This window comes from Salinicoccus cyprini (assembly GCF_007713705.1).
Lineage (GTDB): Bacteria > Bacillota > Bacilli > Staphylococcales > Salinicoccaceae > Salinicoccus > Salinicoccus cyprini.
The window spans coordinates 169190-195506 of record NZ_VMSJ01000004.1 but is presented as its reverse complement, the minus strand read 5'-3'; the positions used below and the strand labels follow the sequence as shown (position 1 = coordinate 195506).

The 26317-nt window shown below is 49.0% G+C and carries 22 protein-coding genes, 2 pseudogenes and 2 riboswitches; of the genes and pseudogenes, 18 read left to right on the top strand and 6 right to left on the bottom strand.

Going from position 1 to position 26317, the window contains the following annotated elements:
• The first annotated feature begins 14 nt into the window (after positions 1-14).
• A complete protein-coding gene (gene gudD / locus FO441_RS10105) occupies positions 15-1397 on the top strand; it encodes a glucarate dehydratase (RefSeq protein ID WP_186365544.1) in 1383 nt (460 codons plus the stop codon).
• Between the two features lie 87 nt (positions 1398-1484).
• On the opposite strand, the gene FO441_RS10100 is transcribed toward gudD, so the two are convergent.
• The 3 genes from FO441_RS10100 to FO441_RS10090 all read right to left on the bottom strand — a co-directional run bounded on the left by FO441_RS10100 (position 1485) and on the right by FO441_RS10090 (position 5819).
• The gene (locus FO441_RS10100; protein WP_246095110.1) at positions 1485-2705 is read right to left on the bottom strand and encodes a hypothetical protein; all 1221 of its coding nucleotides are present in this window, start codon (positions 2703-2705) and stop codon (positions 1485-1487) included.
• 99 nt (positions 2706-2804) lie between these two features.
• Positions 2805-3962, bottom strand: coding sequence for an acyl-CoA dehydrogenase family protein (locus tag FO441_RS10095; protein ID WP_246095109.1), 1158 nt, complete (start codon positions 3960-3962; stop codon positions 2805-2807).
• Positions 3963-4139: 177 nt separating this feature from the next.
• Positions 4140-5819, bottom strand: a complete 1680-nt coding sequence (locus tag FO441_RS10090; RefSeq protein WP_145289528.1) for a glutathione ABC transporter substrate-binding protein — start codon at positions 5817-5819, stop codon at positions 4140-4142.
• A gap of 207 nt (positions 5820-6026) precedes the next feature.
• On the opposite strand from FO441_RS10090, the pseudogene FO441_RS10085 reads away from it, so the two are divergent.
• The 8 genes and pseudogenes from FO441_RS10085 to FO441_RS12700 all read left to right on the top strand — a co-directional run.
• Positions 6027-6182 (top strand): annotated as a pseudogene (locus tag FO441_RS10085) (GTP-binding protein); the annotation flags it as partial.
• A gap of 183 nt (positions 6183-6365) precedes the next feature.
• Positions 6366-6635 carry a 30S ribosomal protein S14 gene (rpsN, locus tag FO441_RS10080; protein WP_145289525.1) on the top strand — a complete coding sequence of 90 codons (270 nt, stop codon included), beginning with the start codon at positions 6366-6368 and terminating at the stop codon, positions 6633-6635.
• Between the two features lie 213 nt (positions 6636-6848).
• Positions 6849-7859, top strand: a complete 1011-nt coding sequence (locus FO441_RS10075) for an aldose epimerase family protein (RefSeq protein ID WP_145289522.1) — start codon at positions 6849-6851, stop codon at positions 7857-7859.
• 83 nt (positions 7860-7942) lie between these two features.
• Entirely contained in the window at positions 7943-8902 is a 960-nt protein-coding gene (gene mhqE / locus FO441_RS10070) for a ring-cleaving dioxygenase MhqE (protein WP_145289519.1), read from the top strand.
• A 23-nt stretch (positions 8903-8925) separates the two neighbouring features.
• Positions 8926-9519 (top strand): alpha/beta hydrolase, encoded by a 594-nt coding sequence (locus FO441_RS10065; protein ID WP_145289516.1) that lies wholly within the window; start codon positions 8926-8928, stop codon positions 9517-9519.
• A gap of 71 nt (positions 9520-9590) precedes the next feature.
• Positions 9591-10643 carry a 2,3-butanediol dehydrogenase gene (locus FO441_RS10060; RefSeq protein ID WP_145289514.1) on the top strand — a complete coding sequence of 351 codons (1053 nt, stop codon included), beginning with the start codon at positions 9591-9593 and terminating at the stop codon, positions 10641-10643.
• A 181-nt stretch (positions 10644-10824) separates the two neighbouring features.
• Positions 10825-11625 carry a hypothetical protein gene (locus FO441_RS10055; protein WP_145289512.1) on the top strand — a complete coding sequence of 267 codons (801 nt, stop codon included), beginning with the start codon at positions 10825-10827 and terminating at the stop codon, positions 11623-11625.
• Positions 11626-11846: 221 nt separating this feature from the next.
• Positions 11847-11972: pseudogene (locus FO441_RS12700) on the top strand (butanediol dehydrogenase); the annotation flags it as partial.
• Between the two features lie 64 nt (positions 11973-12036).
• On the opposite strand, the gene FO441_RS10045 reads toward FO441_RS12700, so the two are convergent.
• Positions 12037-12774, bottom strand: a complete 738-nt coding sequence (locus tag FO441_RS10045; protein WP_145289509.1) for a ZIP family metal transporter — start codon at positions 12772-12774, stop codon at positions 12037-12039.
• A gap of 184 nt (positions 12775-12958) precedes the next feature.
• Between FO441_RS10045 and FO441_RS10040 the strand changes: the two genes are divergently transcribed.
• Genes FO441_RS10040 through FO441_RS10025 form a run of 4 tightly spaced genes read left to right on the top strand, consistent with a single transcriptional unit; the run spans position 12959 to position 15899 of the window.
• Positions 12959-14053 (top strand): helix-turn-helix domain-containing protein, encoded by a 1095-nt coding sequence (locus tag FO441_RS10040; protein ID WP_186365543.1) that lies wholly within the window; start codon positions 12959-12961, stop codon positions 14051-14053.
• A gap of 1 nt (position 14054) precedes the next feature.
• A complete protein-coding gene (locus tag FO441_RS10035) occupies positions 14055-14252 on the top strand; it encodes a PLDc N-terminal domain-containing protein (protein ID WP_145289503.1) in 198 nt (65 codons plus the stop codon).
• Between the two features lies 1 nt (position 14253).
• A complete protein-coding gene (locus FO441_RS10030; RefSeq protein WP_145289500.1) occupies positions 14254-15132 on the top strand; it encodes an ABC transporter ATP-binding protein in 879 nt (292 codons plus the stop codon).
• Positions 15129-15899: an ABC transporter permease gene (locus tag FO441_RS10025; protein ID WP_145289497.1), complete on the top strand. Its 771-nt coding sequence runs from the start codon at positions 15129-15131 to the stop codon at positions 15897-15899. The genes FO441_RS10030 and FO441_RS10025 overlap by 4 nt, the downstream gene beginning before the upstream one ends.
• 128 nt (positions 15900-16027) lie before the next feature.
• Here the strand turns inward: FO441_RS10025 and FO441_RS10020 are convergent, their stop codons facing one another.
• Entirely contained in the window at positions 16028-17683 is a 1656-nt protein-coding gene (locus FO441_RS10020) for a catalase (RefSeq protein ID WP_281287302.1), read from the bottom strand.
• Between the two features lie 240 nt (positions 17684-17923).
• Positions 17924-18024, top strand: a riboswitch (SAM riboswitch).
• 86 nt (positions 18025-18110) lie between these two features.
• Between FO441_RS10020 and FO441_RS10015 the strand changes: the two genes are divergently transcribed.
• From FO441_RS10015 to FO441_RS10000, 4 genes are all read left to right on the top strand, one after another.
• Positions 18111-19490: an LLM class flavin-dependent oxidoreductase gene (locus FO441_RS10015; protein WP_145289495.1), complete on the top strand. Its 1380-nt coding sequence runs from the start codon at positions 18111-18113 to the stop codon at positions 19488-19490.
• Positions 19491-19502: 12 nt separating this feature from the next.
• On the top strand, positions 19503-20996 hold the full coding sequence (locus tag FO441_RS10010; protein ID WP_145289492.1) for a sodium:solute symporter family transporter: 1494 nt from the start codon (positions 19503-19505) through the stop codon (positions 20994-20996).
• Positions 20997-21232: 236 nt separating this feature from the next.
• Entirely contained in the window at positions 21233-22762 is a 1530-nt protein-coding gene (locus FO441_RS10005; protein ID WP_145289489.1) for an AbgT family transporter, read from the top strand.
• 27 nt (positions 22763-22789) lie between these two features.
• Entirely contained in the window at positions 22790-23959 is a 1170-nt protein-coding gene (locus FO441_RS10000; RefSeq protein WP_145289486.1) for a M20 metallopeptidase family protein, read from the top strand.
• A 94-nt stretch (positions 23960-24053) separates the two neighbouring features.
• On the opposite strand, the gene FO441_RS09995 is transcribed toward FO441_RS10000, so the two are convergent.
• The gene (locus tag FO441_RS09995; protein ID WP_425473449.1) at positions 24054-25346 is read right to left on the bottom strand and encodes a Na+/H+ antiporter NhaC family protein; all 1293 of its coding nucleotides are present in this window, start codon (positions 25344-25346) and stop codon (positions 24054-24056) included.
• Positions 25347-25425: 79 nt separating this feature from the next.
• A riboswitch (SAM riboswitch) is annotated at positions 25426-25526 on the bottom strand.
• 170 nt (positions 25527-25696) lie between these two features.
• Here FO441_RS09995 and FO441_RS09990 point away from each other — a divergent pair.
• On the top strand, positions 25697-26203 hold the full coding sequence (locus FO441_RS09990) for a thioredoxin domain-containing protein (protein ID WP_186365542.1): 507 nt from the start codon (positions 25697-25699) through the stop codon (positions 26201-26203).
• Positions 26204-26317: the final 114 nt, after the last annotated feature.

Sequence of the window (26317 nt, the reverse complement as noted above, 5' to 3'; positions counted from 1 at the left end):
AGACGGGTGATATGATGGCTGAGAAAAATGTACGTGAACACACTCCTGTAGTAACGGAAATGACAGTCTACCCTGTCGCTGGAAAAGACAGCATGCTATTGAATCTGAGTGGGGCACACAGCCCCTTCTTCACCCGCAACATCGTTGTTCTCAAGGACAGCAGCGGAAACCTGGGGGTTGGAGAAGTTCCTGGTGGCGAGCGCATCCGTCAGACGCTTGAAGATGCCAGTGACCTGGTGATTGGCAAGAAGATCGGCCTGTACAACCGGGTGCTGAAGGAAGTCAGGGAACAGTATGAAGACAGAGATGCCGGGGGCAGAGGCAACCAGACTTTTGACCAGCGTGTCACAATTCATGCTGTCACAGCAATCGAATCTGCACTGCTGGATCTGCTCGGGAAGCATCTTGAAGTACCTGTGTCGGAACTGCTCGGTGAAGGCATGCAGCGTCAGCACGTGGACGTGCTGGGATACCTCTTCTATATTGGAGATCGGAACAAGACAGATCTACCATATGACAGCGATCCAAACGCTGATAACGAGTGGTTCAGACTGAGACATGAAGAAGCACTGACGCCGGAAGCCGTAGTGAAGCTGGCTGAAGCGGCATACGAAAGGTATGGATTCAAGGATTTCAAGCTGAAAGGCGGAGTCCTCAGCGGGGATGAGGAGATGCAGGCAGTGACTGCATTGAAAAAGCGTTTCCCGGATGCCCGGATCACACTCGATCCAAACGGCGGCTGGCTGCTTCATGATGCCATCCGACTCTGCAAAGGCAAGCACGATGTCCTGGCATACGCTGAAGATCCGTGCGGGGCCGAAGGTGAGTACTCGGCCAGGGAAGTGATGGCCGAGTTCCGGAAGGCAACAGGCATTCCTACCGCCACGAACATGATTGCCACCGACTGGAGGCAGATGAGTCATACAGTCCAGCTGCAGTCAGTGGATATCCCGCTTGCAGATCCGCACTTCTGGACGATGCAGGGGTCGGTCAGAGTCGCACAGATGTGCAACGACTTCGGTCTTACTTGGGGATCGCATTCCAACAACCACTTCGATATATCCCTGGCGATGTTCACGCATGTCGCCGCAGCAGCTCCGGGAAATATTACTGCTATCGATACCCATTGGATATGGCAAGACGGGCAATACCTGACAACAAACCCTTTACAGATAGAAAATGGACAGATCGAAGTACCCGATCGTCCGGGGCTCGGGGTGGACATTGATCTGGATGCACTTGAAAGAGCGAAGGAACTGTACTATGAACACGGCCTCGGAGACCGGGATGACTCTGTCGCGATGCAGTATCTTGTTCCGGGATGGAAATTTAATAGTAAAAGACCATGTCTGCAATTCGACAATCATAGCAATGAGCCTCAGGCAAATCGTCAATAGAACCAAAGAGAATGCGCCGTCAATTGACGGCGCATTCTCTTTGTCTAGTGATTGTTGTTTAAGGAAAAGCAGCTCTGGAATAAATAGCTAGTTATCCGATTCTTCTCTATTCTCTTCTCCCTTTTCTTTCTTCTCTTCTTCCTCTTTCTCCATTTCTTTCACTTTTTCATGACGCTGTCTCTGTCTATATCCGTAAGTGCTGTTCAGAATGACTTCCTTATCCTCGAACACCGAACCGATTGCGCCAATGATAGTGGCGAAAGTGGTTACCGTCCATGCCATGATGAGGTAGTTTACAAAACTAACGTCGTTCGTTCCCGACAAGTCTGCTTCAAGTTTAGATGGGGGCACCAGAAGAGCAGTAGTGGTAAGGAACATCACGTATAGGATGCCGTAGTACATGATGACGGTCGTGAGCAGGGTGAAGAATGTGGAAATGTTATAGATTCTTCGGATGTGCCCTTCTTCCCTTATGTTTTTCTTCTGCCATAATCCATGTGCGAGAATGATCCATGCAACAAGGGCGAGCAGTGCCACCAGTGTGATCAGAACCAGGCGAGTGATACTGTATATTTCACTGAGTTTTGCAATGGATGGAAATATGAGTGCATAGGATCCTGTAGTGAAGGCGACGACGATGATTTTGAAGAATACGGGAAATACTTCCCAGGGTCGATTGGCATATACCATACCGGAGACAAGACGTATAATTCCATTTAGCTTTGATTTTACAGAGTATCTTACATCCACATCTGTCGAGTCGTCGTCCAGTACTTGACGTTCCAGTGGAGAGACGATTTCAAAAATTCTTTTTCCCAGCAGCTTCTTAGGTCCTTTTTTCTTGAGAGAACTGTAGTTCCGGTTGTTCTGTGTGTCAAGACGTGTCTGTGCTCTATCCCTGTCTTCATCTGAAATGCCATAATATATTTCATTCATCAGCTGAAGTATGGCTTCACGAACACGTTTTTGCATCGGTACAAGACCGAGTCCCGGGAGACTGATGAGTCCCACGTTGTCATCGCATACAACTTCAGCGACAATCGGACGATTCTTATTAAATAGCGGCAGATCGGTGAGTGTAATGGCGTAGTCCCACTTTTCCGACCTGATCTTGTTTATGGTTTCTTCTATGACTCTGTCAGATTCGTTCGTGCCACCTGTGAGCACGTCTTCAAAGTAGATGACCTCCCATTCGTAATCATCACTGATGTAGTATTGGAGCATGTTGGGAAGATCTGCTTCCAGGTTTTTCCCCATTTTCTGCAAGTAACCAGGGGGAGTAACCAGTCCCAGTGTCTTTTTGCTCATATGTACATACCTCCTCCTTTTGGCAAAGTAGTTACTACAGGATAAAAGATGAGAAAAACATGCTTTCCTCATCTTTTATATGCCCATTTATCAGTTGGATTATGCATCCATTTTATTGATTGATGCCTTTGCAAGACTGATGAGTACCATATCATCCATCGGTGGGTTGTGCAGTCCGGCACGTACATTGCGGTAGTACAGCTGCAGATTACTGTTCTCGGACAGACTTTTCGCACCGACGACCCGCATGGCAAGATCCACCGTTTCGACCGCCTTATTGACTGCTGAAGTCTTTACGGCACCCAGTACCGGCCCCATCTGGGCCCGGTTTTCAGTACTGCTTTCATCCCATTGCCTTGCGACGGAATAGAGGAAGTGCTCCGCTTCCAAAAGGAGCAGTTCAATTCGCCCGAGCTTTTCCTGCACGTTCGGCAGCTCGGATATTGTACCGTCAATACTGTTTGGCGAGTATTCCGTGGCGAACGTGACTGCCGACTTCTGCGCCGCACGGGCAATGCCGATATAGCATGCCGGTATGTGCAGCAGCCAGCCAGACGGTGCCTTCTGACCGGGCGTCCGATAGGATACGAGATCTCCGGCATCCACCTGTACATTGTCCATGACGAAGTCATGGCTGCCCGTCGCGCGCATGGCGATGGCATCCCATGTCTCATCGACCGATACACCATCCCGTGCAGTGTCCACTACGAAGTTGCCGACATCGTTGCTGCCTTCGATGGATGCACTGACAATGGCATACTTCAGTACGGGTGCCAATGTGGCAAATGTCTTTCTGCCGTTCAGAATCCAGCTGTCACCCGACTTGCGTGCAACCGTCTCAGGTCTGCCTCCACGTGTCGGACTGCCGGTCGCCGGTTCTGTGGCAATGTTGTTGACGAGTGCGCCATTGTAGATGACGTCCTCTACAATCTCCTTGTATTTATTCTCATCCCACGCCTTTTTCTCTCCTGTATCCATGATGATGCCCATATGCCACCCGATGGAAAGGGCAGTGGCCCCATCGAACTCCGCGATGATCTGCTGGTGACGCATCAGTTCCTCGAGACTGATGCCGCCCCCGCCGTAATTTTTCGGAATCGACAGCTGCGGATAGCCGATCTGTTTCAATGCCTCAAAATTTTCAAAAGGGAAGGTGCCCTCCCGATCGTGCTGCTTCGATGTCTCCTTGAACTGCCTGGCAGTCTCCCGCGTCAGATCCAGACGCGCCTCACGATCCAATGACTGTAATGTAGCCAAATATATACGCCTCCTAAAACCTATCTTATGAATATGGATTATAGCACTTCGTCTGCCGGTGCACATTCATATTGTTTGTGATGGCAACGGTCCATTATCTCTACCCTGTATTCTAGTCACAATAGTATCCATATGAATAAAAAAGCTGCCCCGTTTGATGGGGCAGCTGGTCAAAGCCTATTCTTCTTCCAATGTTGCATTCTTGAAATTGAACTGGTCATAGCTGTCGATTGTCAGTCCATCAAGTCTGTTGCTGTAGGCGTTCATATACTGCGGGTGCATGATGAAGATTGCCGGTGCTTCGTCAATCAGAATCTGCTGCACTTCGCCGTACAATGCCTCGCGCGCTTCTGTGTCGGATTCCTGACGGGCGGCATCAAGCAGTGAATCGACTTCGTCATTTTCAAGGAATGTCCTATTCCCTGGCGAGCCGAGTCTTGAGGAGTGGAAGAGCGGCGTCAGCGCGTTGTCCGGGTCACCGGTCGAATTGCCCCAGCTCATGATGAACATGTCGTGTTTGCCTTCTCCAGTGGCGTCGAGGAATGCACCCCACTCAAGTTGCTCAATTTCAAGATCGATGTTCAGTTCTGCCAGTGATTCCTGGAGCCAGATGGCCGTATCGACTCTTTCCGGGTTGTCGTTATTGACCATGATATTCAAGGAGAAGCCATCAGCATAGCCTGCTTCCTCAAGCAGTGCACGTGCTTTGTCCATATCGTAGTCGAGTGTTTCGAGGTTTTCATCGTAACCGAAGACGTTCGGTGCGAGTGGAGAATCGGCGACGATGCCGGCGCCGTTATAGACACCTTCGAGTACGGCCTGCTTATTGAATGCATGTGTGATGGCTTTTCTGACACGTACATCATCGAGCGGTTCGCTCTGCGTGTTGATGCCGATGTATTCGAGTGCTACCGATTGCGATCTGGCAAGTGAGAGGTCCTCATCATTCTCAATACGTGCGATATCGCTAGACGGGACATCAGCGATGGCATGCGAGCTGCCTGTTTCCAGTTCGGCTACACGGGAACCTGCCTCCGGAACCACTTTCAGTGTCAGTGTGTCGAAGCTGGCTGGTCCGTCCCAGTAGTCTGCAAATCTCGCGAGGGTAGTGGACTCGCCAGGCTGGCGGTCCTCATACTGCAGATAGCCGGTTCCGACAGGGTGCTGCTCGGCTTTTGTGCCGGTGAATTCGGATATCTGACTGGCAACCTCTTCATGTTCTGCCCCGCCTGATTCACGCAGTGCGTAGTATTCTTCAAGTGTCATATCAACGCCCGCTTCATCAAGTGCATACTGGTAGTCTTCATCGATCAGCGCCTTGCTGATGATGTTTCCGGCACCATGTGTCAGATGTCCTGGAAGGGGTGCAAACGGATATTGTGTCACAATTTCCAGTGTCTGTTCGTCGACGACATTCACTTCCTCGATCATTTCGAGTACAAACGCGCGGGTGGAGCCTCGGCTCGGGTCAAGCAGGCGGTCAAAGTTGGCCTTTGCCACTTCTGCGTTGAATGGACTGCCATCGTGGAACGTTACACCTTCACGCAAAGTGAAATGCCACGTCGTATCATCCACCTGCTCCCACTCGGTTGCGAGTTCGGGGACAATTTCAAGGTTTTCATCCTGTGCCACAAGTCCTTCATAGATGTGGGATCTTACTTTTTCAGATGGACTGTCGTTGCTGCCATGCGGGTCCAGGGAAACGGCATCACTTGGCAGGGAAAGGACGATATCTCCGGATGTACTATTGGAATCGGATGCCGCGCTGGTATCCGTTCCCACTTCACTATCATCGGTGCAAGCTGCAAGCACCGCAATGGTAAGTGTCAGCAGTATGTAATACGAAAACTTCTTCATTTTGAATCCTCACTTCCAAATATATTGATTTGTATATCATACAATTCTACTATGATTTAGTGGCGCGTCAATAGAAAATTTCAAATACTTGATTTTTTGAGACAATAGAACCTTTTTTCGAATCCCGGATGACCTGCTGAAAATAAATTAGTGTTGAAAGATATTTATAAAGGTGCTATTATACAAAACGTAATTATTACGATTTAAATGATGAAAAATATGACAAAGATTCCTGTGACGATACTCAGTGGCTATCTGGGTGCAGGCAAGACGACATTGATGAACCATATACTCAACAATTCAGAAAGCATGAAAGTGGCGGTCATCGTCAATGATATGAGCGAAATCAATATTACACCTGAGACCGCTGAGTAAGTCATATCCAGTTTCGTCTACAGATGGACACTGCCGTTCCACCCGAAGTATTTCGGCAATTCTTGAAGACGATACCGGTGGCAGCGCGCCGCTAGATACTCGAGCAGAACAAGGAAACGTCCGATGCATGGTCTATACGGCAGCAGGCATAAATAAAAAGGAGAGATACGAATGGCTAAAAAATCGAAGATCGCAAAAGAGAAGAAGCGTCAGGACATGGTGGAGAAATATCGTGAATTGAGAATGGAACTGAAGGCGAAGGATGACTATGAAGCCTTGAGAAAACTGCCGAGGGATTCCTCACCGACTCGTCTCACAAGAAGATGCCGGGTCACAGGACGTCCAAGAGGCGTACTGCGTGACTTTGAACTATCCCGCATCAAATTCAGGGAACTGGCGCACAAAGGACAGATTCCAGGCGTGAAGAAGGCAAGCTGGTAGGCTCCAGATGGTGTTATTACTGGTTTGCTTTTTCGTTTTCAGTATATTGATCAGGCAACTCGATAAAAATATCAATGGCGTCCTGATCTCAGGGCGCTCTTTGTGTTCATCTAATCGCGCATGAAGATAGATTACAGACAGTATCATGATTCCAACGGCCATGTGAGGGTATATTCAGAAATGTAGGATGACAATCGGGAAGGTGGATTATAAATGAAAATTACCGAGCAGCATCATGACGACGAGATAATTGTATATACAATGGAGAACAACAGCGGGATGAAGGTCGAGGTGATCAATGTCGGGGCGAGCATCATCGGCGTCCATGTACCGGATCGTGACAGGAATTTCAGAAATGTGGTACTGCAGAACGAAACGCTTGAGGAATACTACGGCAACCTCCATCTGCTGGGCGCGACGATTGCACCGATTGCCGGCAGGGTGAAGGATGCCGAGGTCAAAGTGGATGGCCAGACGTATGCTCTGGAGAAGAATGAAGGGCCGCATACGCTCCATAGTGGCGGACTCGGCACACAGAATAAAGTCTGGAACAGTGAGATCATTGAAGTGGGGGATACCTACAAGGTCCGTTTCCATACGAAGATTGACGGCACATTCCCGGGCAGTCCGGAAATGGCGATTCTCTATTCAGTGAATGACGAGAATGAACTGAAGCTGGAATATGAAGTGGACAGCGCGGGTGCAACTGCGGTGGCGCCGACGAACCATACGTACTTCAATCTGAACAATGATCCGGGACAGACGGTATCGAATCATACGGTCACGAGTGATGCGAAGCAGTACCTCAAGATGGATGAGGATCTGATCCCCATTTCAGCAGAACCGTGCGAAGGGGTCTTTGATCTGAATGAAGGGAAGCGGTTTGCAGACATATTCAATAGTGATGATGCGCAGATCAGAATAGCGAACGGTGGCTTCGACCACTACTTCCTGCTGGATTCGGACGCGCGGTTTGAGGTCTATGAAGCAGAAAGCGGGCGCAAGGTGAGCATGAAGACCGATTTCCCCGGACTCGTCTTCTATACAGGCAGCAATCTGGATGATGGGTTGCCGCTCAAGGATCGGGAACCGAAGCAGTACATGGGCTTCTGCATGGAAGCGGAGCGTTCGGCAGCCGCACAATATCTGGATCTTGGTTTTGATATCGTCAGTGATGGCAGTGAAAGATGGGAGACGGTGTTTGGTTTCAGTGTGGAAGCCTGATTTCAGGGGGTGTAGGCATACACCTTGAAATTATCTCAAATTCGAGATATTATGTGTGTAATAACTCTTGGAGGGATTCTATTATGACAAACGAAAATCTGCTTGGCATCCACCATGTGACAGCGATGACGGACGATGCAGTGAGAAACTACGAATTCTTTACGAATGTACTCGGTATGCGTCTTGTGAAAAAGACAGTCAACCAGGACGACATCCACACGTACCACACATTTTTTGCCGATGATGTCGGTTCCCCGGGGACGGACATGACATTCTTTGATTTCCCGAATAATCCGAAAGGGTCACCGGGATCGAACTCGATCTACCGGACAGCGTTCAGAGTACCGGATGATGCAGCGCTCGAATACTACAGGAATCGTTTTGATGAATTCGAAGTGAAGCATGACGGCATCCAGGACCTTTTCGATAAGAAAGTGCTGCCGTTCGAAGAAGCGGATGGACAGAAGTATCAGCTTGTTTCAGACGAGAACAACACGGGTGTTGCACCGGGCAAGCCATGGAAGAATGGGCCAGTACCGGAAGACAAGGCGATCTATGGTCTCGGACCGATTGAAATCCATGTCAGCTACTATGATGATTTCAAGCAGGTGCTGATGGATGTCTACGGCATGAAGCCGGTCGCAGAAGAAGCTTATGTCACGCTCCTCGATGTCGGAGAAGGTGGCAATGGCGGCCAGGTCATCTTAAGGAAAGATGAATCAGCTTCAGCTAGACAAGGGTATGGCGAAGTGCACCACGTATCATTCAGAGTGGCTGATCATGATGTCATCAAGAAATGGGAAGAGAAATACAACGAACGTGGCATGCGCCACTCCGGCAATGTCGACCGCTTCTATTTTGAAGCTTTGTATACACGCATCGGTCATATCCTGATCGAGTTGTCCACGGATGGTCCCGGCTTCATGGATGATGAGCCATATGAAACACTCGGTGAAAGTCTTGCGCTGCCGCCATTTTTGGAAGAGCGCCGCGAATATATCGAAGCACAAGTCCGTCCATTTGATACAACACGATCCAAATAATCATTCCTTGAGGAGGATCCCCAATGAAGCATATATACAATGAAACGAAAAAAGGCGCACCGGTGTTCGTACTGCTGCACGGCACCGGTGGCACAGAGCATGATCTGCTGCCACTTGCCGGAATGCTCAACCCGGAATACAACGTGCTCAGCATCCGCGGCAATGTCTCTGAAAACGGCATGAACCGCTACTTCAAACGTCATGGTGAAGGGCAGTATGACCTGGAGGACCTGGAATTCCGCGGTGGGGAACTGCATGACTTCATCACCGAAGCATCCGAGGAACATGGCTTCAATCCTGAAGATGTCGTACTCGTCGGATTCTCGAATGGGGCCAACATCGCCATCAACCTGATGCTCAGGGAATCAGCGAAATACAAAAAAGCCATCCTCTTTGCACCGCTCTATCCGATGACCCTCCAGGACAGCAAGGACCTCGCCGATGCAGAAGTCTTCCTGTCATTGGGCAAAGGCGATCCGATTGTGCCTGAAGACGAAAGTGTGAGAGTCGTCGGAATTTTCGAAGATAGGGGTGCCGACGTGACCACTACATGGGTCCATGGACACAGTCTGCCGCAGGAAGCCGCAGAAAAAGCAAAAGAATGGCTGAACGGATAGTTTTTATTTCCATTACTCTGAAAAGTGTTATATAATAATTGTGAAATAAATAACATATTGGAGGTTATCAAATGCGTGCTGCTGTTTTTTACGATGCAAAGGACATTCGAGTTGAGGACATCGAAACACCGGAAGTAAGTGAAGGCAAGGTAAAGGTCAAGGTCGCATGGGCTGGTATTTGCGGCAGTGACCTGCATGAGTACAATGCAGGACCAATCTTCATTCCGCAAGGCGAAGCATCTCCGCTGACGAACCAGAAGGCGCCTCTCACCATGGGACATGAATTCTCAGGTACCGTGGAAGAGATTGGCGAAGGTGTGGAAGGACTCGAGGTTGGAGACAAAGTGACGATCAACCCACTGATTACCCAGGAAGCGCATGAAAACCCACTCGTCGATATGTATAAAGGATTTACGTTCGTCGGCCTCGGCAGTGACGGTGGTTTCGCCGATTACGTACTGGTCGACAGAAAGAATGTCGTCAAGCTGGATCACAATACGTCGCTCGAGCTCGGTGCACTCGTTGAACCGACAGCCGTCGCGCTGCAGGCCATCCGGGAATCCGAGATGCAGTTCAGTGACTCTGTTGCGGTATTCGGAGCCGGACCGATCGGTCTGCTCACCATTATTGCGGCGCGGGCAGCAGGTGCAAAGGATATTTTCGCCTTCGACCTCAGTGATGAGCGTCTTGAAAAAGCGAAGGAAGTCGGCGCGACTCATGCTATCAACTCCGGCAACCAGGACCCGGTCGAATATGTCCATCAGTTCTATCCGGAGGGCGTCGACCGCACATTCGAAGTTGCCGGTGTCAGCATCACAGTCAACCAGTCCATCAAGGTGACACGCCCACGCGGCATGGTGACAATCGTCTCCATTTTCGAGAAGCCGATCGAACTGAACCCGATGGATCTGACCGCAAGCGGCGTACGCATCTCTTCCACGCTCGCTTATGAGCCGGACATCTTCGAAGCAACGGTGAAGATGATCGAGACGGGGCAGATCAATCCATTCCCGGTCATTACAGACCACATCGAATTGAACGAGATTGTGGACAAGGGCTTTGAGGCATTGCTGAACGACAAGAGCCAGTCCAAGATTCTTGTCAGGCTTGGCGGAGAGAAATAGTACAGGTACAGATGAAAGGCAGCCTCCACAGGCTGCCTTTTTATTGATAGCAAGAACAACAACCTCTACTAAGTATGTATAGTATAAGTAAGAGGTTTTTAGTACACTATAATGTAATATTAAATTTACAGAATTTTCGTGTTGTCTTCGTGGAACAAAGCAAGGAAAGGAGAAGAGTTAATTGAATAACGATGAGAAAAAAGTCGGATTTATAGATACGGGATTATTAATTGTCATACTTACTGCTATTTCTTATTTTATCGCATATTCTTATGAAACAGCATACTTATCTTACTTTGGATTTTCTGAGTTTAGTGTTCTATCTGTATCAATCACTAGTCTAGTAACTTCATTAGGTACTATGGTTATAATAATTATATTTTTGACATTATCTTTTATTGGATTTAAGGCCAACATTAAATTTATAAATAGCCCGATTTTTAAACTACTATCAAAATTTTCTCTCTTTTTTTTCTTGATTTTACTATCCTCATTATTTTTTAAATTCCAGTATTTATATGTTTTCTTATCATTAACTTTAATTTTATTGATTAGAATCTATGGCTATCCTTATTATAAATATAAGGAAACTAAAGGCTATATGAATAAAATAAAAAAAAATATTAAAGATATTGAAAGTAGATCCCAAGATAATATAGGAAATATATACTTAAGCTGGAATAGTTCAATTATAGGGAAATTGATAACTATCGTTTTAATATTTATTTTTGCTTTTTCAATTTCCAATATTTTGGGGTACTATGCCGGACTGAGTAAAGAAAAGTTTTACATAACAGAAATTGACAATAGGGAATTAGTAGTTTTTAAAATTTATGGAGATAATGCAGTAGTCGCTCCTTTTAACACTGAAACTGCTGAATATTCCAATTCAATCATTGTAATGAATATCAAAAGTGATAATAATGATGTAATAGAGTTTGAAAAAAGGACTTTTGATGACGGTATAAAGGTTAGGGATTAGCTTAAGAAAAGAAGTGTTTAGAAAAAGTGGTACGTAGATTGAACTAATTTTAATATAGCTAAGAAACATCTTAAATGTTAATTCTCTATTGAAGTTTAAAAATGAATTTATGGATTGACTATTTTTAAAGAATATATATTAAAAAATATTGATGGCAAAACTGTCAATAGGCTTGTTTACTGTCAATCTATATTTTAAGGTAGCCAGCCTTGTAACCTTATTTAGATCCGTTCCCGGTCATCACAGACCACATCGAATTGAACGAGATTGTGGACAAGGGATTCGAAGCATTGCTGAACGACAAGAGCCAGTCCAAGATTCTTGTGAGACTCGGTGGAGAGAAATAGTACAGACGGATAAGAGGCAGCCTGCATGGGCTGCCTTTTTCTGTTCTTAACATTTTAAGTTGTGTCACCCCAGCACCATTGTGATGAAAACACCGATTGCGGTAATCATTCCCACGATCGGGCCGCCTTTTTCATGGGCTTCCGGCATCATGGTGGAGGCGACCATCGCAATGATTGCACCTGCAGCGAATGATGAGATTACCGCCTGCATGGATTCGGATGTCTGATCAAGCAGTGAATAGCCAAAGAGGGAACTTGCCGCGGAAGCAGCAAGTACGAATGTCCACATGAATATCACCCTTCTGGTCGTATATCCATCTTTTTTCATCCCGGTTGTACTGGATATGCCTTCCGGCAGATTACTGATGAAAATCGCTACGATCAAAGCGACACCCACTCCACCGCCTTGTGCAATCCCGAGGCCGATCATCGCTGTTTCAGGAATGGCATCCATGATGGTTCCAACAAAAATGGCAAGGCCGGATCCGCCTTCAGCACTTGAAGACACTTCATCCTTTCGACTGGAACGTTTACGATGCTTACCGCCTTTTCGGCTGATGAATACATCAAATGCTGTGAAAATCGCGGCGCCCCCCAGAAATCCGAGCGCAATGTCCCCCAAGCCGCCCAATTCTGTCGCTTCTCCTAGAAGTTCGAAACTGACTGCACCAATCAGCGCACCGGTCCCGAGCGCCATGATGTAGGCGATCAGCCGCTGTGGCAATGACATGATCAATACAATCAGCGCACCGAGCAGGTTTGCTGATCCAGCAATCGCTCCCCACATTAAAGCTGAAACCATCTGCTTCACCCTCCCTCAGCTGACATCTTTCTCTACTACCCATTCCGGTATAAGCTGTAACCTCCCTTATTTATATTGCTTCATGAAAGTCAACCTGTGGTTAACTTATGTCGCATTTATCTATATATTAGTAATACATATACCGACTGAAACGATTTATGATGAAAATAGAGGAGGCAGATGCATGAATGATATAAATGTAGGACAGAGCATTTTGAGCAACAGGAAGCGGATCGGATATACACAGTCTGATATCGCAGTTTTTCTGAACATCAGCAAGGCTGCAGTGTCGAAGTGGGAAAAGGGGCACTCCCTGCCTGAAATCAACTATCTCGCAAGATTGGCCGTACTGTTCGACACTACGCTCGATGAGCTGGTCAGTTATTCACCCCAGCTTTCGAAACAGCAGATCAGGATTTTATATCATAAGCTTGCCGGCCTGTTCGAGAGTGATGATTATGATGCAGCTCTTGAAGCGGTTCAGAACCATGCCCATCGCTATTACAGCTGCTATCGCTTTTTGACTGTACTGACGGGACTGCTGATCAACCACGCCTACTTGGATGAAGATAAGAGAGAGACATTTAAGCTTGCAAAGCAGCTTATCTCGAGGGTGCTTCTGAATTCGGACTCTCTTCATCTCAAGGAGCAGGTCACATTTTTCAGAGCTGTCATTCATCTGATGGAGCAGCAGTCGACAGAAGCGGTGGATCTACTTAAGGATGCTGCCCTTCCAAAGCTGCCGGCGAGTACCCTTCTGGCACAGTCCTATCAGATGCAAGGGGAAAACCAGAAAGCGAAAGCTGTTCTGCAGATTGAGGTCTATCAGAATATCGTCTTCATCATCGGAGATTTTACAATGATGATAAAGAGTGGACTATACGATGATCTTGAAAAGCTGATCAAAAAAGGTGAAGCAATGGACGAAGTATTCAATCTCAAAGCACTTCATCCGAATGCCATGCTGAACTTCTATCTTGTGTCAGCCATGCAGCTTGTCGATGATCGGGAACGATGCTTCCATCATCTCAGTGCGTTTCTGGAATCTGTGGAAAATCTGCTCAGCGACTATTATCTGCATGGGGATGAATTCTTTACGGAAATCGATGAGTGGGTGGCAGATTTCGACATCGGTAAGGACGTACCGGTAAATTTCGGTATTGCCAAGGAACAGCTGGTGAATGCACTTGTCGATAACCCCGCTTTCATGGAATTGAAAGATGATATAGCGTTCAAGAATATTGTTCATAGATTGAAAAAGATTGTGGAGGAAAATTGATATGAATATGGATATACAGGAATATCTGCCATTTTTGATTCCTTTATTTCTGCTGCAGCTGGTCCTGATGGTGACTGCACTCATCATGATCATCAGACAGCAGAGATTCAGATACTTCAACAGAATAATATGGATCGTCATTGTAATTATCCTTAATATTATCGGGCCGATCCTATACTTTGTATTGGAGCGTAGATGATATGGATATTTTAAGGATAAAAGGGCTTAAGAAGGCGTTCGGTGAGAAAGCGGTCATAGAAAATCTGAACCTCGAAGTGAAGGCCAATGAAATATTTGGTTTTATCGGCAGCAACGGTGCGGGAAAGACAACGACAATGAAAATGGTGCTCGGTCTGCTTGCGGCGGATGAAGGCGATATATATGTGTGTGGTGAGAAGGTGCGCTTCGGGGATACTTTGACGAACCGCCATGTCGGCTATCTGCCGGATGTTCCTGAATTCTATACATATATGAATGCAGTGGAGTATCTGAAGCTGTGCGCCGATATTACACAAGTGGAGAAATCATCGCAGGGGGAGCGGATCGATGAACTGCTGAAACTCGTCGGACTGGACGGTGAAAAGACGAAGATCAGGAATTATTCGCGGGGCATGAAACAACGGCTGGGCATTGCCCAGGCGCTCATCCATCGTCCGAAACTGCTGATCTGTGATGAACCGACAAGTGCCCTTGATCCGAAAGGACGGATGGAGATACTGAAAATCCTGAAAGAGATCACAAAGGAGACGACGGTCATATTCTCAACCCATATACTGTCTGATGTCGAACGGATCTGTGACAGGGTGGGGATTCTTTATGGTGGCTCGATTGTGAAGGCTTTCGATCTGAATCAGGACGCACTCGGTGAAAAGGGTATTGCCATCGAGCTGGACCGGGCTGCATATGAAACATTGAAACCGTTGCTGGATATCCAGCATGCGGAAGGGACGACATACGTCGTAGCGAATCATTCCTTGAAGGAGATCTATGACACGCTCCATGACCATGAAATATATCCTTCAAAAATCATAAAAGAGCAGAAATCGCTTGAAGATGTGTTTCTGGAGGTGACATCATGAGACAGATATCTGCACTGTTCCGAAAGGAGCTCATTGAGTCCTGGCGCAACTTCAAATCGATGGCCTTCCTCATCGTATTCATCATCATCGGAGTGCTCAGCCCCTTTACAGCACTCATAATGCCGGATATCCTCAGCATGGTCATGGAAGATTCAGGTATAAAGGCGGATATTCCGGAATCTACAGCGCTGGATTCATACACACAGTTTTTCAGCAATATGAATCAGATGGGGCTGGCCATATTCGTCATTATTTTCGGCAGCATCCTCACCCATGAGTTCAGTCGCAACACATTGGTGAACCTGGTGACAAAAGGGCTGAAACGGACAAATGTCATCGTTGTAAAATCGCTGTTTCTCGTGTTCCTCTGGACGCTTGGATACGTCATCAGCGCATTGGTGACATATGTCTACACCCTCTACTATTGGGATGAGTCAGCGAACCATCTGGTACTATCATTCGCAATGACATGGATGTATGGCCTGTTTGTCATCAGTCTCATCATGCTGGCCTCAACCTTCTTCACCACTAGTTTCATTGCAGTGCTGTCCAGTGTATTGGCCCTCGTCATCGTGATGCTGATGGCAAGCATCCATCCGGATATTGCAGAATACCTGCCGCAATACTTGATCGGGAGCAATATTGGTCTGCTTGCCGGGGAGATTGAAAGCGGGGATGTCCTGTGGTCTTCGGTCATAACAGGGGCTGCAACACTGGTGTTTTTCATGCTTGCGATACTGAGGTTCAAAAAAGTGCCGATGAACTGACATCTTTTCGATAATCGTCGCAATAAAGCCCCCTTCATCAACCATCGAAGGCTGATGAAGGGGGCTCGTCTTTCCATTGAATGCCTAAGATCTCTGTTCCGGCATCATACATAATATGCAGTTTGGTTCTAATATGGTTCGGATTCGTTGCCTTTATCCACTGCTTCTTCTGTGGCCTTCTGCTGGCTCTTGGTACCTTTGCCGTATCTGGACTGCTCTCCGGCTTCACGGCCTGGCATTTCCTCTTCCTGCATGTCTTTCATTTCCTGGGTTTTCTTTTCGATGCCTTCTTTGACAAGGCGGCCGTATTCTTCGTCGGCCTGGCTGAAGTGATAGACCATTGCTTCCTGGATGCGTTCGTCACACTGTGACAGCACGTTCGAAAGGTTGCTGATCAGTTCTTCGCGCTCCCAGTCGGCCAGGTTGCGGTAGGTTTCGCCGGCCTGTCCATAGTTGTTCGGACGATCGATCGGCTTGGTCATTGCTGCTGCATTGTATGTCGGCTGATGCTGAGGTGCTTTTTCTTCCGCTTCCTCGAGTCCGCCGATCATGGATGGTTCGTAGTTGATGCTCGGGTCGCTGCTGCCTTCCTCCGGATTGCGGTGATCGAGCTGGCCGCGATGCTGGTTGGTGCGCACTTTGTTCTTCGGTGCGTTGACCGGCACTTGAAGGTAGTTGGCACCAACGCGATAGCGCTGCGTATCGGAGTAGGAGAACGTCCGGCCAATCAGCATCTTGTCATCGGAGAAGTCCATGCCATCGACGAGGACACCGGTACCGAATGACGCCTGTTCGATTTGTGCGTGGAAGTCGGTCGGATTCTCATCGAGTACCATGCGGCCGACAGGCAGCCAAGGGAACTGGTCCTCGGGCCAGAGTTTCGTATCATCAAGCGGATCGAAATCGAGTTCCTCATGGTAGCCGTCCTCCATGATCTGGACGAACAGTTCCCATTCCGGATACTCGCCACGCTCGATTGCTGTATAGAGGTCCTGTGTGGCATGGGCGACGTTCCGTGACTGGATATAGTTTGCATCCTCCTGTGTCAGGTTGCGGATGCCCTGCTTCGGTTCCCAGTGGTACTTGACGAGTACAGCTTCACCTTCATCATTCACCCATTTATACGTGTTGACCCCGGACCCCTGCATATGACGGTACGTCGCAGGAATGCCCCACGGGGAAAACAGGAAGGTGATCATGTGCGTCGCTTCCGGTGAGCGGGAGACGAAATCGAACATGCGTGTCGGATCAGGGACGTTCGATACCGGATCGGCCTTGAAGGCGTGGATCATATCCGGGAATTTCATGGCATCACGGATGAAGAAGATTTTCAGATTGTTGCCGACGAGGTCCCAGTTGCCGTCCTCAGTATACATTTTTACAGCAAATCCTCTCGGATCCCGTTCCGTTTCCGGTGAGTCCTTGGCACCTGCAACGGTGGAGAAGCGTACCATGAGCGGTGTCTTCTTCCCTTCGCCCGAGAATACTTTTGCACGGGTATATTTCTCGACCGGCTCATCGCCGACCTTGCCGTACGTCTCGAAGTAGCCGAATGCGCCGGTACCACGTGCGTGAACGACACGCTCCGGCACTTCCTCACGGTCGAAGTGGGACATCTTCTCAAGGAAATGATAGTTCTCCATCGTCGCCGGTCCCCGGTCACCGATGGTGCGCAAATTCTGGTTATCTGTAACAGGGCGGCCCTGGCGGGTCGTCAGTGTATCGCGTTTCGCTTCCTTCTCGCGTGGGATTTCATTTTCCTTCTGATAGTTCTTATCTGCCAAAATCAAAACCTCCTATGAAATAGTCATTCAACCAAAATCGTATGGTACTGAAAACATATCAATCGGATAGGCTATAATTTATAATTCTTCTAATCTGTACACTTATGATTATAGATTCTGAAATATTCAAAATCAAACGATACGGCGCATTATAATTCCTATTTAAATACTATAATTTACTATTGACACCATTGCTGTGATGGTATATTCTAGTCATCACAACTTAATATTTTCTGAATATTCTTATCCAGAGAGGTGGAGGGACTGGCCCTTTGAAGCCTCGGCAACAGACCAATTGTGTACTGTGCCAATTCCAGTAGCGACTTGCTAGAAGATAAGAAGGGATGCATGTATTCATATATACAGAAGCCTCCTCTTCTTATCTTAAAGAAGTGGGGGCTTTTATTTTGAAAATGGAGGCATGACTATGACAAAGAAGCAGATTCATCTGAATGGATTCATCCAGAACTCGCCATCACCGCACTCTACAGGACTATGGAAGCATGAAAAGGATCAGGGCATCCACCACAACCGCCTGGACTACTGGACGGATGCGGCAAAGACACTTGAACGGGGAAAGTTTGACGCAATGTTCATTGCAGATGTACTGGGTACATACAGCGTCTATGGAGACAGCCATGATGCGGCGGTGAAGCATGCCGTCCAGCTGCCTGCCCACGATCCGACACTCGTGATTCCGGCCATGGCGGCAGTCACGAAGCACCTTGGGTTTGCACCGACGATATCGACGACATATGCCCAGCCCTACGCCCTGGCACGGCAGCTTTCGACACTCGATCATCTGACAGAGGGCAGGGTCGCCTGGAATGTCGTGACATCCTACCTCGAGAGCGAAGCGGTGAACCTCGGCCTCAAGACACGGCTGCCGAAGGAGATGCGCTACAACCGTGCCGATGAATTCCTCGAAGTCGTCTATAAGCTGTGGGAGGACAGCTGGGAAAATGATGCGGTCATATATGACCGGGTCAGTGATACATTCGCTGATCCGCAGAAAGTGCATCTGATCGATCATCATGGCGAATTCTTCGACGTACCGGGACCGCACCTTGTTGAACCTTCACCGCAGCGGACACCGGTACTTTTCCAGGCTGGTGCATCGCCGAAAGGGCGTGACTTTGCAGCAAAGCATGCAGAAGCGGTCTTCACGAAAAACCATTCGCTCGCCGCCCTCTCGGCCTATGTGAAGGATATACGGGAGCGCACTGTGGCACAGGGGCGGCAGGCGGATGATATCAAAGTATTTCCGATGATCCTGCCGATTGTCGGCCGTACGGAAGCGGAAGCATATGAGAAATATGAAACTCTGAAAGACAGCGTCAGCTATGAAGGGACGGCGGCACTGCTGTCCGGTCACACCGGCATCGACTTCTCCCGGTATGATCCGGACGAGTACATTGAAGATATTGAGACAAATGCAGTACAGGGGAATCTTGATATGTATGCAAAAGACCCGGACCGCAGATGGACATTGCGGGAGGCGATCAAAAATCATGGTCTCGGCAACGGCACAGTGAAGTTCATAGGGACACCAAAACAGATTGCGGACCGGATTGAAGAATGGGCGACCGAAGGGGACGCCGATGGGTTCAACGTGGCCCAGGGGGATTCACCGGGGACTTTCGAGGCGTTCGTGGACCTTGTCGTCCCTGAACTTCAGGCGCGCGGCATCTACCGCACCGAATATGAAGGAGAGACGCTGCGTGAGAACATGTTCGGCAAGGGCAGGGCACATATTGCGGAGAACCATCCAGCGAGAAGACAGAAACTGGCCAGTCATATCAAATAGGAGGGGATGTTCATGGAACTGATCACTTTATATACATGGATTGGTTTCGCAGTATTTCTGCTGCTGATGGCGGCAGTCGGCTATCTGAGTTCAAAGAAGATGAAGACGATGAGCGATTTTGCAATCGGGAACGGTCTCGGCCCGTATGTGCTCGGCTTTTCATTTGCAGCGACATACTTGAGTGCTGCAACATTTCTCGGCTACCCGGGATGGTCCTATGAGTGGGGACTGTCCAACCTCTGGCTGTTTCTGGCCATGATCGGCGGTGGACCGATCGGCGTGCTGATGGTGGCCAAGCGGATCAGAAGGCTCAACACGAAGCAGAAATCCCTGTCCCTGCCGGACTGGCTGGGAGATTTCTATAACAGTGACATCCTAAGAGTGGGCACTGCACTGATCCTGCTGTTCAACATATTCTATATTGCCGCCCAGTTCGTCGCCGGGGCGAGAATCTTCGAATACCTGCTCGGCATGTCCTATACGACTGGACTTCTGCTTATTGCGGCCATCGTCGTTGCATATGTATTTGCAGGCGGTGCCCTGGCGGATATATACACAGATGCCATCCAGGCGGTCCTGATGGCAGTGACTGCCCTGATCATCTTCATCTCAGGTCTCGTAATTTTCTGGCAGGGCAGCCTTTCCGGCACATTTGCCGGCATTTCCGCAGACCTTGCTGCCCAGAATGAGAATCTGGTAGCGGTGTTCAACCCGGAATCTCTGCACTTCTACTCCTTCGGTGCTGTATTCGGTGCAATTTCCATACAATGGGCTTTCGCCTCTGCACCGCATCTGTTCAATAAAGTACTGGGACTGAAAAATGAAAAGGATCTTGGCAAGATGATTGCGACATATGTCATCGTCGCATCACTCTGTGTACTTGTGCTCTTCGGCGGACTGTACAGCCGGGTGGCTCTCGGCGGTGCGGTGGCAGCGACCGATCTGGCACTTGTCGACTACATCATCTGGGCATTTCCCGCCATTTTTGTGGCGCTGTTCGGCGTGGTCATCCTGGCAGCTGCGATGTCCACAACCGATGGCATATTCGTCTCCATCTCAACAGTATTCGCCAATGATATCTATCTGAAGTTTCTGGTCAGAAGAGGCATCATCAGAACAAGCGATGAGCAGGCACAACGCACAGCTTTCCGTATCAGCCGGCTGACTGTTCCAATCATCGGACTGCTGGCACTGCTGATTGTCATCCGCCCACCGGAATACATGGGGGACGTCATGTGGATCGGCATCTCGGGCATTGCCGCCGGCACCATGGGGCCGATACTGCAGGCTGTCTATGCAAAAAGGAAAGCACCCGCACGTGCTGCCGAACTGTCGATGTTCATCGGGCTCGGTTCCTATCTCTTCCTTTATTTCAGCGGCATCATTCCGAGCACGATGTCAGCAGGAGCAACTGCGACATTCATCGGCATCGCTACAATCAATGTCGCTTCATGGGTACTGCGCCCATCCACTGAAGCACAGCCCGCAGAAGGGGGAGGGTCATGATGTTCGTCAATGAAATGCTGTCGATATGGCTATACGGTTTCATCGGAGTGCTCTCACTGATTGCGCTATTCATATGGCAGGGGTATATGAAAGACTAGGATGTCCTACGGGGCATCTTTTTTATTTTCCATAGATGGACCGGGTGGGAAATTTACTGCCATATCATCTTGCACTTTATTACGAAATTTGAAATAATATGTTGTATTGTTTGAAAATTTTTAAAAGGAGGACATCTTATGGAAAAGAAAGAAAGGCCGGGACTGTTCAACCGTTTTCTGAATGTGATTGAACGTCTTGGCAATAGGCTGCCGGATCCGATCGTCCTGTTCATCATATTGATGGTCGCAATACTCGTTGCTTCATTTTTTGCCGGAATTGCCGGACTCACAGCAGTCAACCCGGCAGATGGCGAGACGATTACAGCGGTCAACCTGCTGTCGAGTGCCGGAATGGTCCGCATTCTGACCGAAGCCATCAGCAATTTCAGTGCATTTCCGCCGCTTGGCATGGTCCTGGTCGTCATGATCGGCATCGGCCTTGCGGAGAAGTCGGGTTACTTTGAAGCTGCGATGAGACGGGCGATCGAAGTGTCGCCGAAAAAGCTGATGCTACCGGCCATCATCCTGGTCGGAATCATCGGCAACGTAGCGGGGGACGCCGGTCCGATCATCCTGCCGCCGATTGCTGCAATGGTCGTCATGCGTCTCGGCTATCACCCGTTCGTCGGTCTGGTCATGGCATATGCAGCGGCACTCGGTGCATTTTCCGCCAATGTCATTCCGGGCATGTCCGAGGCACTGGCCATGGCGTTCACCGTGCCTGCCGCCCAGATCATCAATCCGGACTATACCGGCAATCTGCTGATGAACTACTATTTCACAGCTGTGGCGACGGTGTTTCTGCTGTTCATCATCTACTACGTGACGAAGAAGATTACTGTTCCGCGTCTTGGTACATATCAGGGGCAGGAGACGGTCAGCAACGAACCCCTTGAACGTAAAGAGGTGAAGGCGCTCAGATGGGCGAATATATCAGTCATTCTGGCCGCAATCTTCTTCATGATCTTCCTGGTTCCTGAAAATGGCATTCTGCGCAATCCTGAAACAGGATCGATTGTGCAGGAGTCGCCATTCATGGATTCGATCGTGTTCATTCTGACGATCCTGTTCTTCATTCCCGGTCTCGTCTATGGTCTCGTGTCGGGCACGCTGCGTTCGACGAAGGACTTCGGCCGGATGCTCAGTGATTCCATGGCGACGATGGGCAGCTACATCGTCCTTGTATTTTTCGCCGCACAGATGCTCGCCTACTTCAGCTGGAGCAACCTCGGTCCGATTATTGCCATCAAAGGAGCCAATCTGCTCGAAGCAGTGGACGCATCCGGCATTCCGCTGTTCATCGGTTTCATTCTGCTTGCCGGACTGATCAACATGCTGATCGGCAGTGCCTCTGCAAAATGGGCCATTCTGGCGCCGGTATTCGTACCGATGTTCATGCTGCTCGGCTATGACCCGGCGTTCACACAACTGCTCTACCGCATCGGTGATTCCTTCTCGAATCCGATTACTCCGATGCTGCCATACTTGCCGCTACTGCTCGCCTTCGCGCAGAAATATGATAAGAATGCCGGACTCGGTACACTCATATCCGCCCTGCTGCCATACGCGATTGTGCTGTTCTTCGCCTGGTCAGCCCTGCTGATTGTGTGGTATCTGCTCGGCATACCGGTAGGCATCGATGGACCGATCCATCTGCCTGAATCGTAGAAAACAAACTGAATGAGGAGTGAAACAATGAGTATAGATCAGCATATTGAAAATGTAATGGAAGACGTCATTTCATGGCGCCGCACAATGCACCGTCACCCGGAGATTTCATTCCAGGAGCACTGGACGAGCAGCTATATAGAAGCGGAGCTCGAGAAGATCGGCAGTATTGAAGTTTCAAGGCCGACGGAAACGAGTGTGCTCGGCATCATCAAAGGGAAGAATCCAGGCAGGAAGGTCGGACTGCGCGCAGACATCGATGCGCTTCAGATCCAGGAGGAGCGGGACGATATCGATTTCGCTTCTGAAAATGAAGGCGCGATGCATGCATGCGGTCATGATGGGCACGCGGCGATTCTGCTCGGTGCCGCAAAAGTGCTCGTGCAGAACCTCGATGTACTGCACGGGGAAGTGTACTTGATTTTCCAGCATGCAGAGGAAGTGCCGCCGGGCGGTGCTGCTGAAATGGTGGCGACCGGGTTGTTCGATGACCTCGACTTCATCTACGGCCAGCATCTGTTCACACCGATTCCGACCGGTCGGATCGGCATCAAGAGTGGACCAATCACATCCAATTCGGACAGTTTCGACCTGAAGATCCAAGGTAGCGGTGGACATGCCTCCCAGCCTGAAAATGCCATCGACCCGATCATCATCGGAGGCCAGATTCTGAACCAGTTCCAGACCATCGTCTCCCGGATCACATCACCACTCGATTCGGTCGTCATCTCAACGACCAAGTTCCATTCCGGCAGTGCGAAGAACATCATTCCGGATACTGCGATGCTTGAAGGCAGCGTGCGGACGTTGAGCGATGAGACACGTGCTGTTGTCAGTGAACGAATGGAAAAAGCGGTCGAGAGCGTATGTGCCATGTATGGTGCCACATATGAATTTTCATTCAATGTCGGCTATTCCGCTGTTGTGAACGACGAAGCGATGACTGAAAGAGTGAAGGAAATTGCTGTGTCGGAGTTCGGGGACAAAGTATTCGAATTCCCACTCGCCATGGGCGGCGAGGACTTCTCCGCCTTCTCCCGCGTCATTCCTGCAACCTATGCATGGATCGGAGCCGGCAATAAGGAGAAGGATATGGAATATCCGCACCACCATCCGAAGTTCGGCATCGATGAAGACGGCTTCATCGATGGCGTCAAAATGATGGTGCATACCGCACTCGGGATGACAAAGGGATAGTACAAGCAAAAAGCCTGATCTCGAGATGAAATGTCATCTTGAGACCAGGCTCTTCTTATTTTTCCCCATGACAGGTGTTTTCCTCGCATAAAGCTTAAGCTGTCTTCTTCCTTGGGAAGCCGACCAGTATTGCGACGATGCCGCATATCAGCAGCATTGCCGGGTAGATCGAATATGGAATCATGGCAACTGGTGATATCGCAGCCAGTCCGGCTGCAGCGAGCATCTGTCCGCCGTAGGGGATGAGACCCTGGAAGGCGGCAGCGAAAATATCGAGCAGACTGGCTGACTTTCTGCGGTCGACACCGTATTCGTCGGCGATATCCTTGGCAAGCGGGCCGGTGATGATGATGGATATCGTATTGTTGGCTGTACTCAGATCCGTCGCGCTGACAAGCGCGGCGATACCGAATTCGGCACCTTTTTCGGAACGGATTCTGCTTGTGATGAAATGCAGCAGATAGTCGATGCCACCATAGTGCTCGATCAGCGCAATGAGGCCGCCGATCAGAATGGCGATGATGGCGATGTTCTGCATTCCGCTGATGCCTTCACCGGCGGCAGCAATGAATGACGTGAACGTGTAGGAGCCATCAATCAGACCGATCAGTCCGGCGAATACAGTACCGCCGGTCAGTACAATCAGCACGTTGACACCGATCAGTGCGATGACCAGGACAGCCAGATAGGGCAGCACCTTGATCAGACTGAAATCCAGATCAGTTGCAGGTGTCGTCGACTGGCCGGATGTGATGAACCAGAGTATGACGATGGTCACGAGCGCACCCGGCAATACAATGAAGAAATTCGTCTTGAACTTGTCGACCATCCTCACTTCCTGTGACTGGGTCGAAACGATGGTTGTGTCGGAAATGACAGACAGATTGTCCCCGAACATTGCGCCACCGATAACTGTAGCCAGTGCCAGCGCAAGCGGCAGATCGGTCTGCCCGGCGATGCCGATGGCAATCGGCGCCAGGGCGACGACTGTTCCGGTCGACGTTCCCATGGAGATGGAAATGAAGCAGCAGATGATGAACAGTCCGACGAGCAGCAGGTTGCTTGGCAGCAGTGCCAGTCCGAGATTGACTGTCGATTCCACAGCACCCATGTTTTCAGCAACTTGCGAGAATGCACCGGCCAGCAGGAAGATGAGCACCATCAGCATGATGTTCTCACGGCCTGCTCCTCTGGTGAATATGGCAATCTTTTCACTCAGCCGATCGTTCGGCTTCAGCAGTACAGCGACAATGATGGCAATAAAGAGCGCAACGGTAATCGGCATTGCCTTGAAGTCCTGTACAGCGATGCCGGTTCCGATGAACAGTGCCACGAAGACGAGAAGGGGGAGTAGCGCGAGAGGATTCCCCTTTATGTTATTTTTCAAAATAAAGACCTCCAATAAATGAACCATCCAGAGAAATAAAAAAGCCCACTTCATAAAGAAGAGGGCAGTAATCCATCTCTTCTTATCTTTCAAGCACTAGGCTTCTGGAATTGGCACGGGGCTCAAAGAGCTGCTGCCGAGGCTTCGAAGGGCCAGTCCCTCCACCTCTCTGGATAAGAATCATTCGATTTAATTTAAAACAAACTCTACCCTCTTTTCATGTCCATGTCAATAAGAAATATTTTTCAAGGAATACACTGAAATTATGAAATAATTCAATCTTTTAAAATGTCAAATGTTCCTATATACTTGAAAAGCAAAATAGAATGATGGAAGGGAGCGTTTTCAATATGGAACATGCACCACCTCTAGTTCTGGGGCGCAACGGGGCCTTGAAACATGTGGAAGTATTTCTCAACACTGCCTGCCCCTACTGTGTCAATTTCTTTCTGGCAGCCCATGAAGCACTGATGCCACGCATTGAATTAGGAGAAGTAAAATACACCATCAAGCATTACGATAAGCCGAAAGTGAGGCTGCTGCACGGAGCAATCGCCAACCTGCATATCGACTACAATGAGCCGGAGCGGGCCTACGATCTGCTGCTCTCCCTTTTCAGAACACAGCAGGAATGGCGTCTATTGGATAGTGGTGAGATCGAGAAGATGATGCAGCAGGAGTATGGATGCAGCGAACAGCGCAGCACGATGAACCTGAGCCTCGATATTACGAAGGAAGCATTGGAACGCGGCATCACCGCTGTCCCGACGGTCTTCATCAATGATGAGAAGTTCGCCTTCGAAAGTCTCGGACCTGCAGGGGACATCGCAGAAAGACTGGACTGGGCAATTGACTGAAATTGAATTTATTTACATGCACTCTACATATTTCTAGTATCTTCGGGTAAAATTTTAAAGAGACTTCCCGGTATACTGATACAACCGAAGAAATCTGCAGAGGAGATGTTGGAT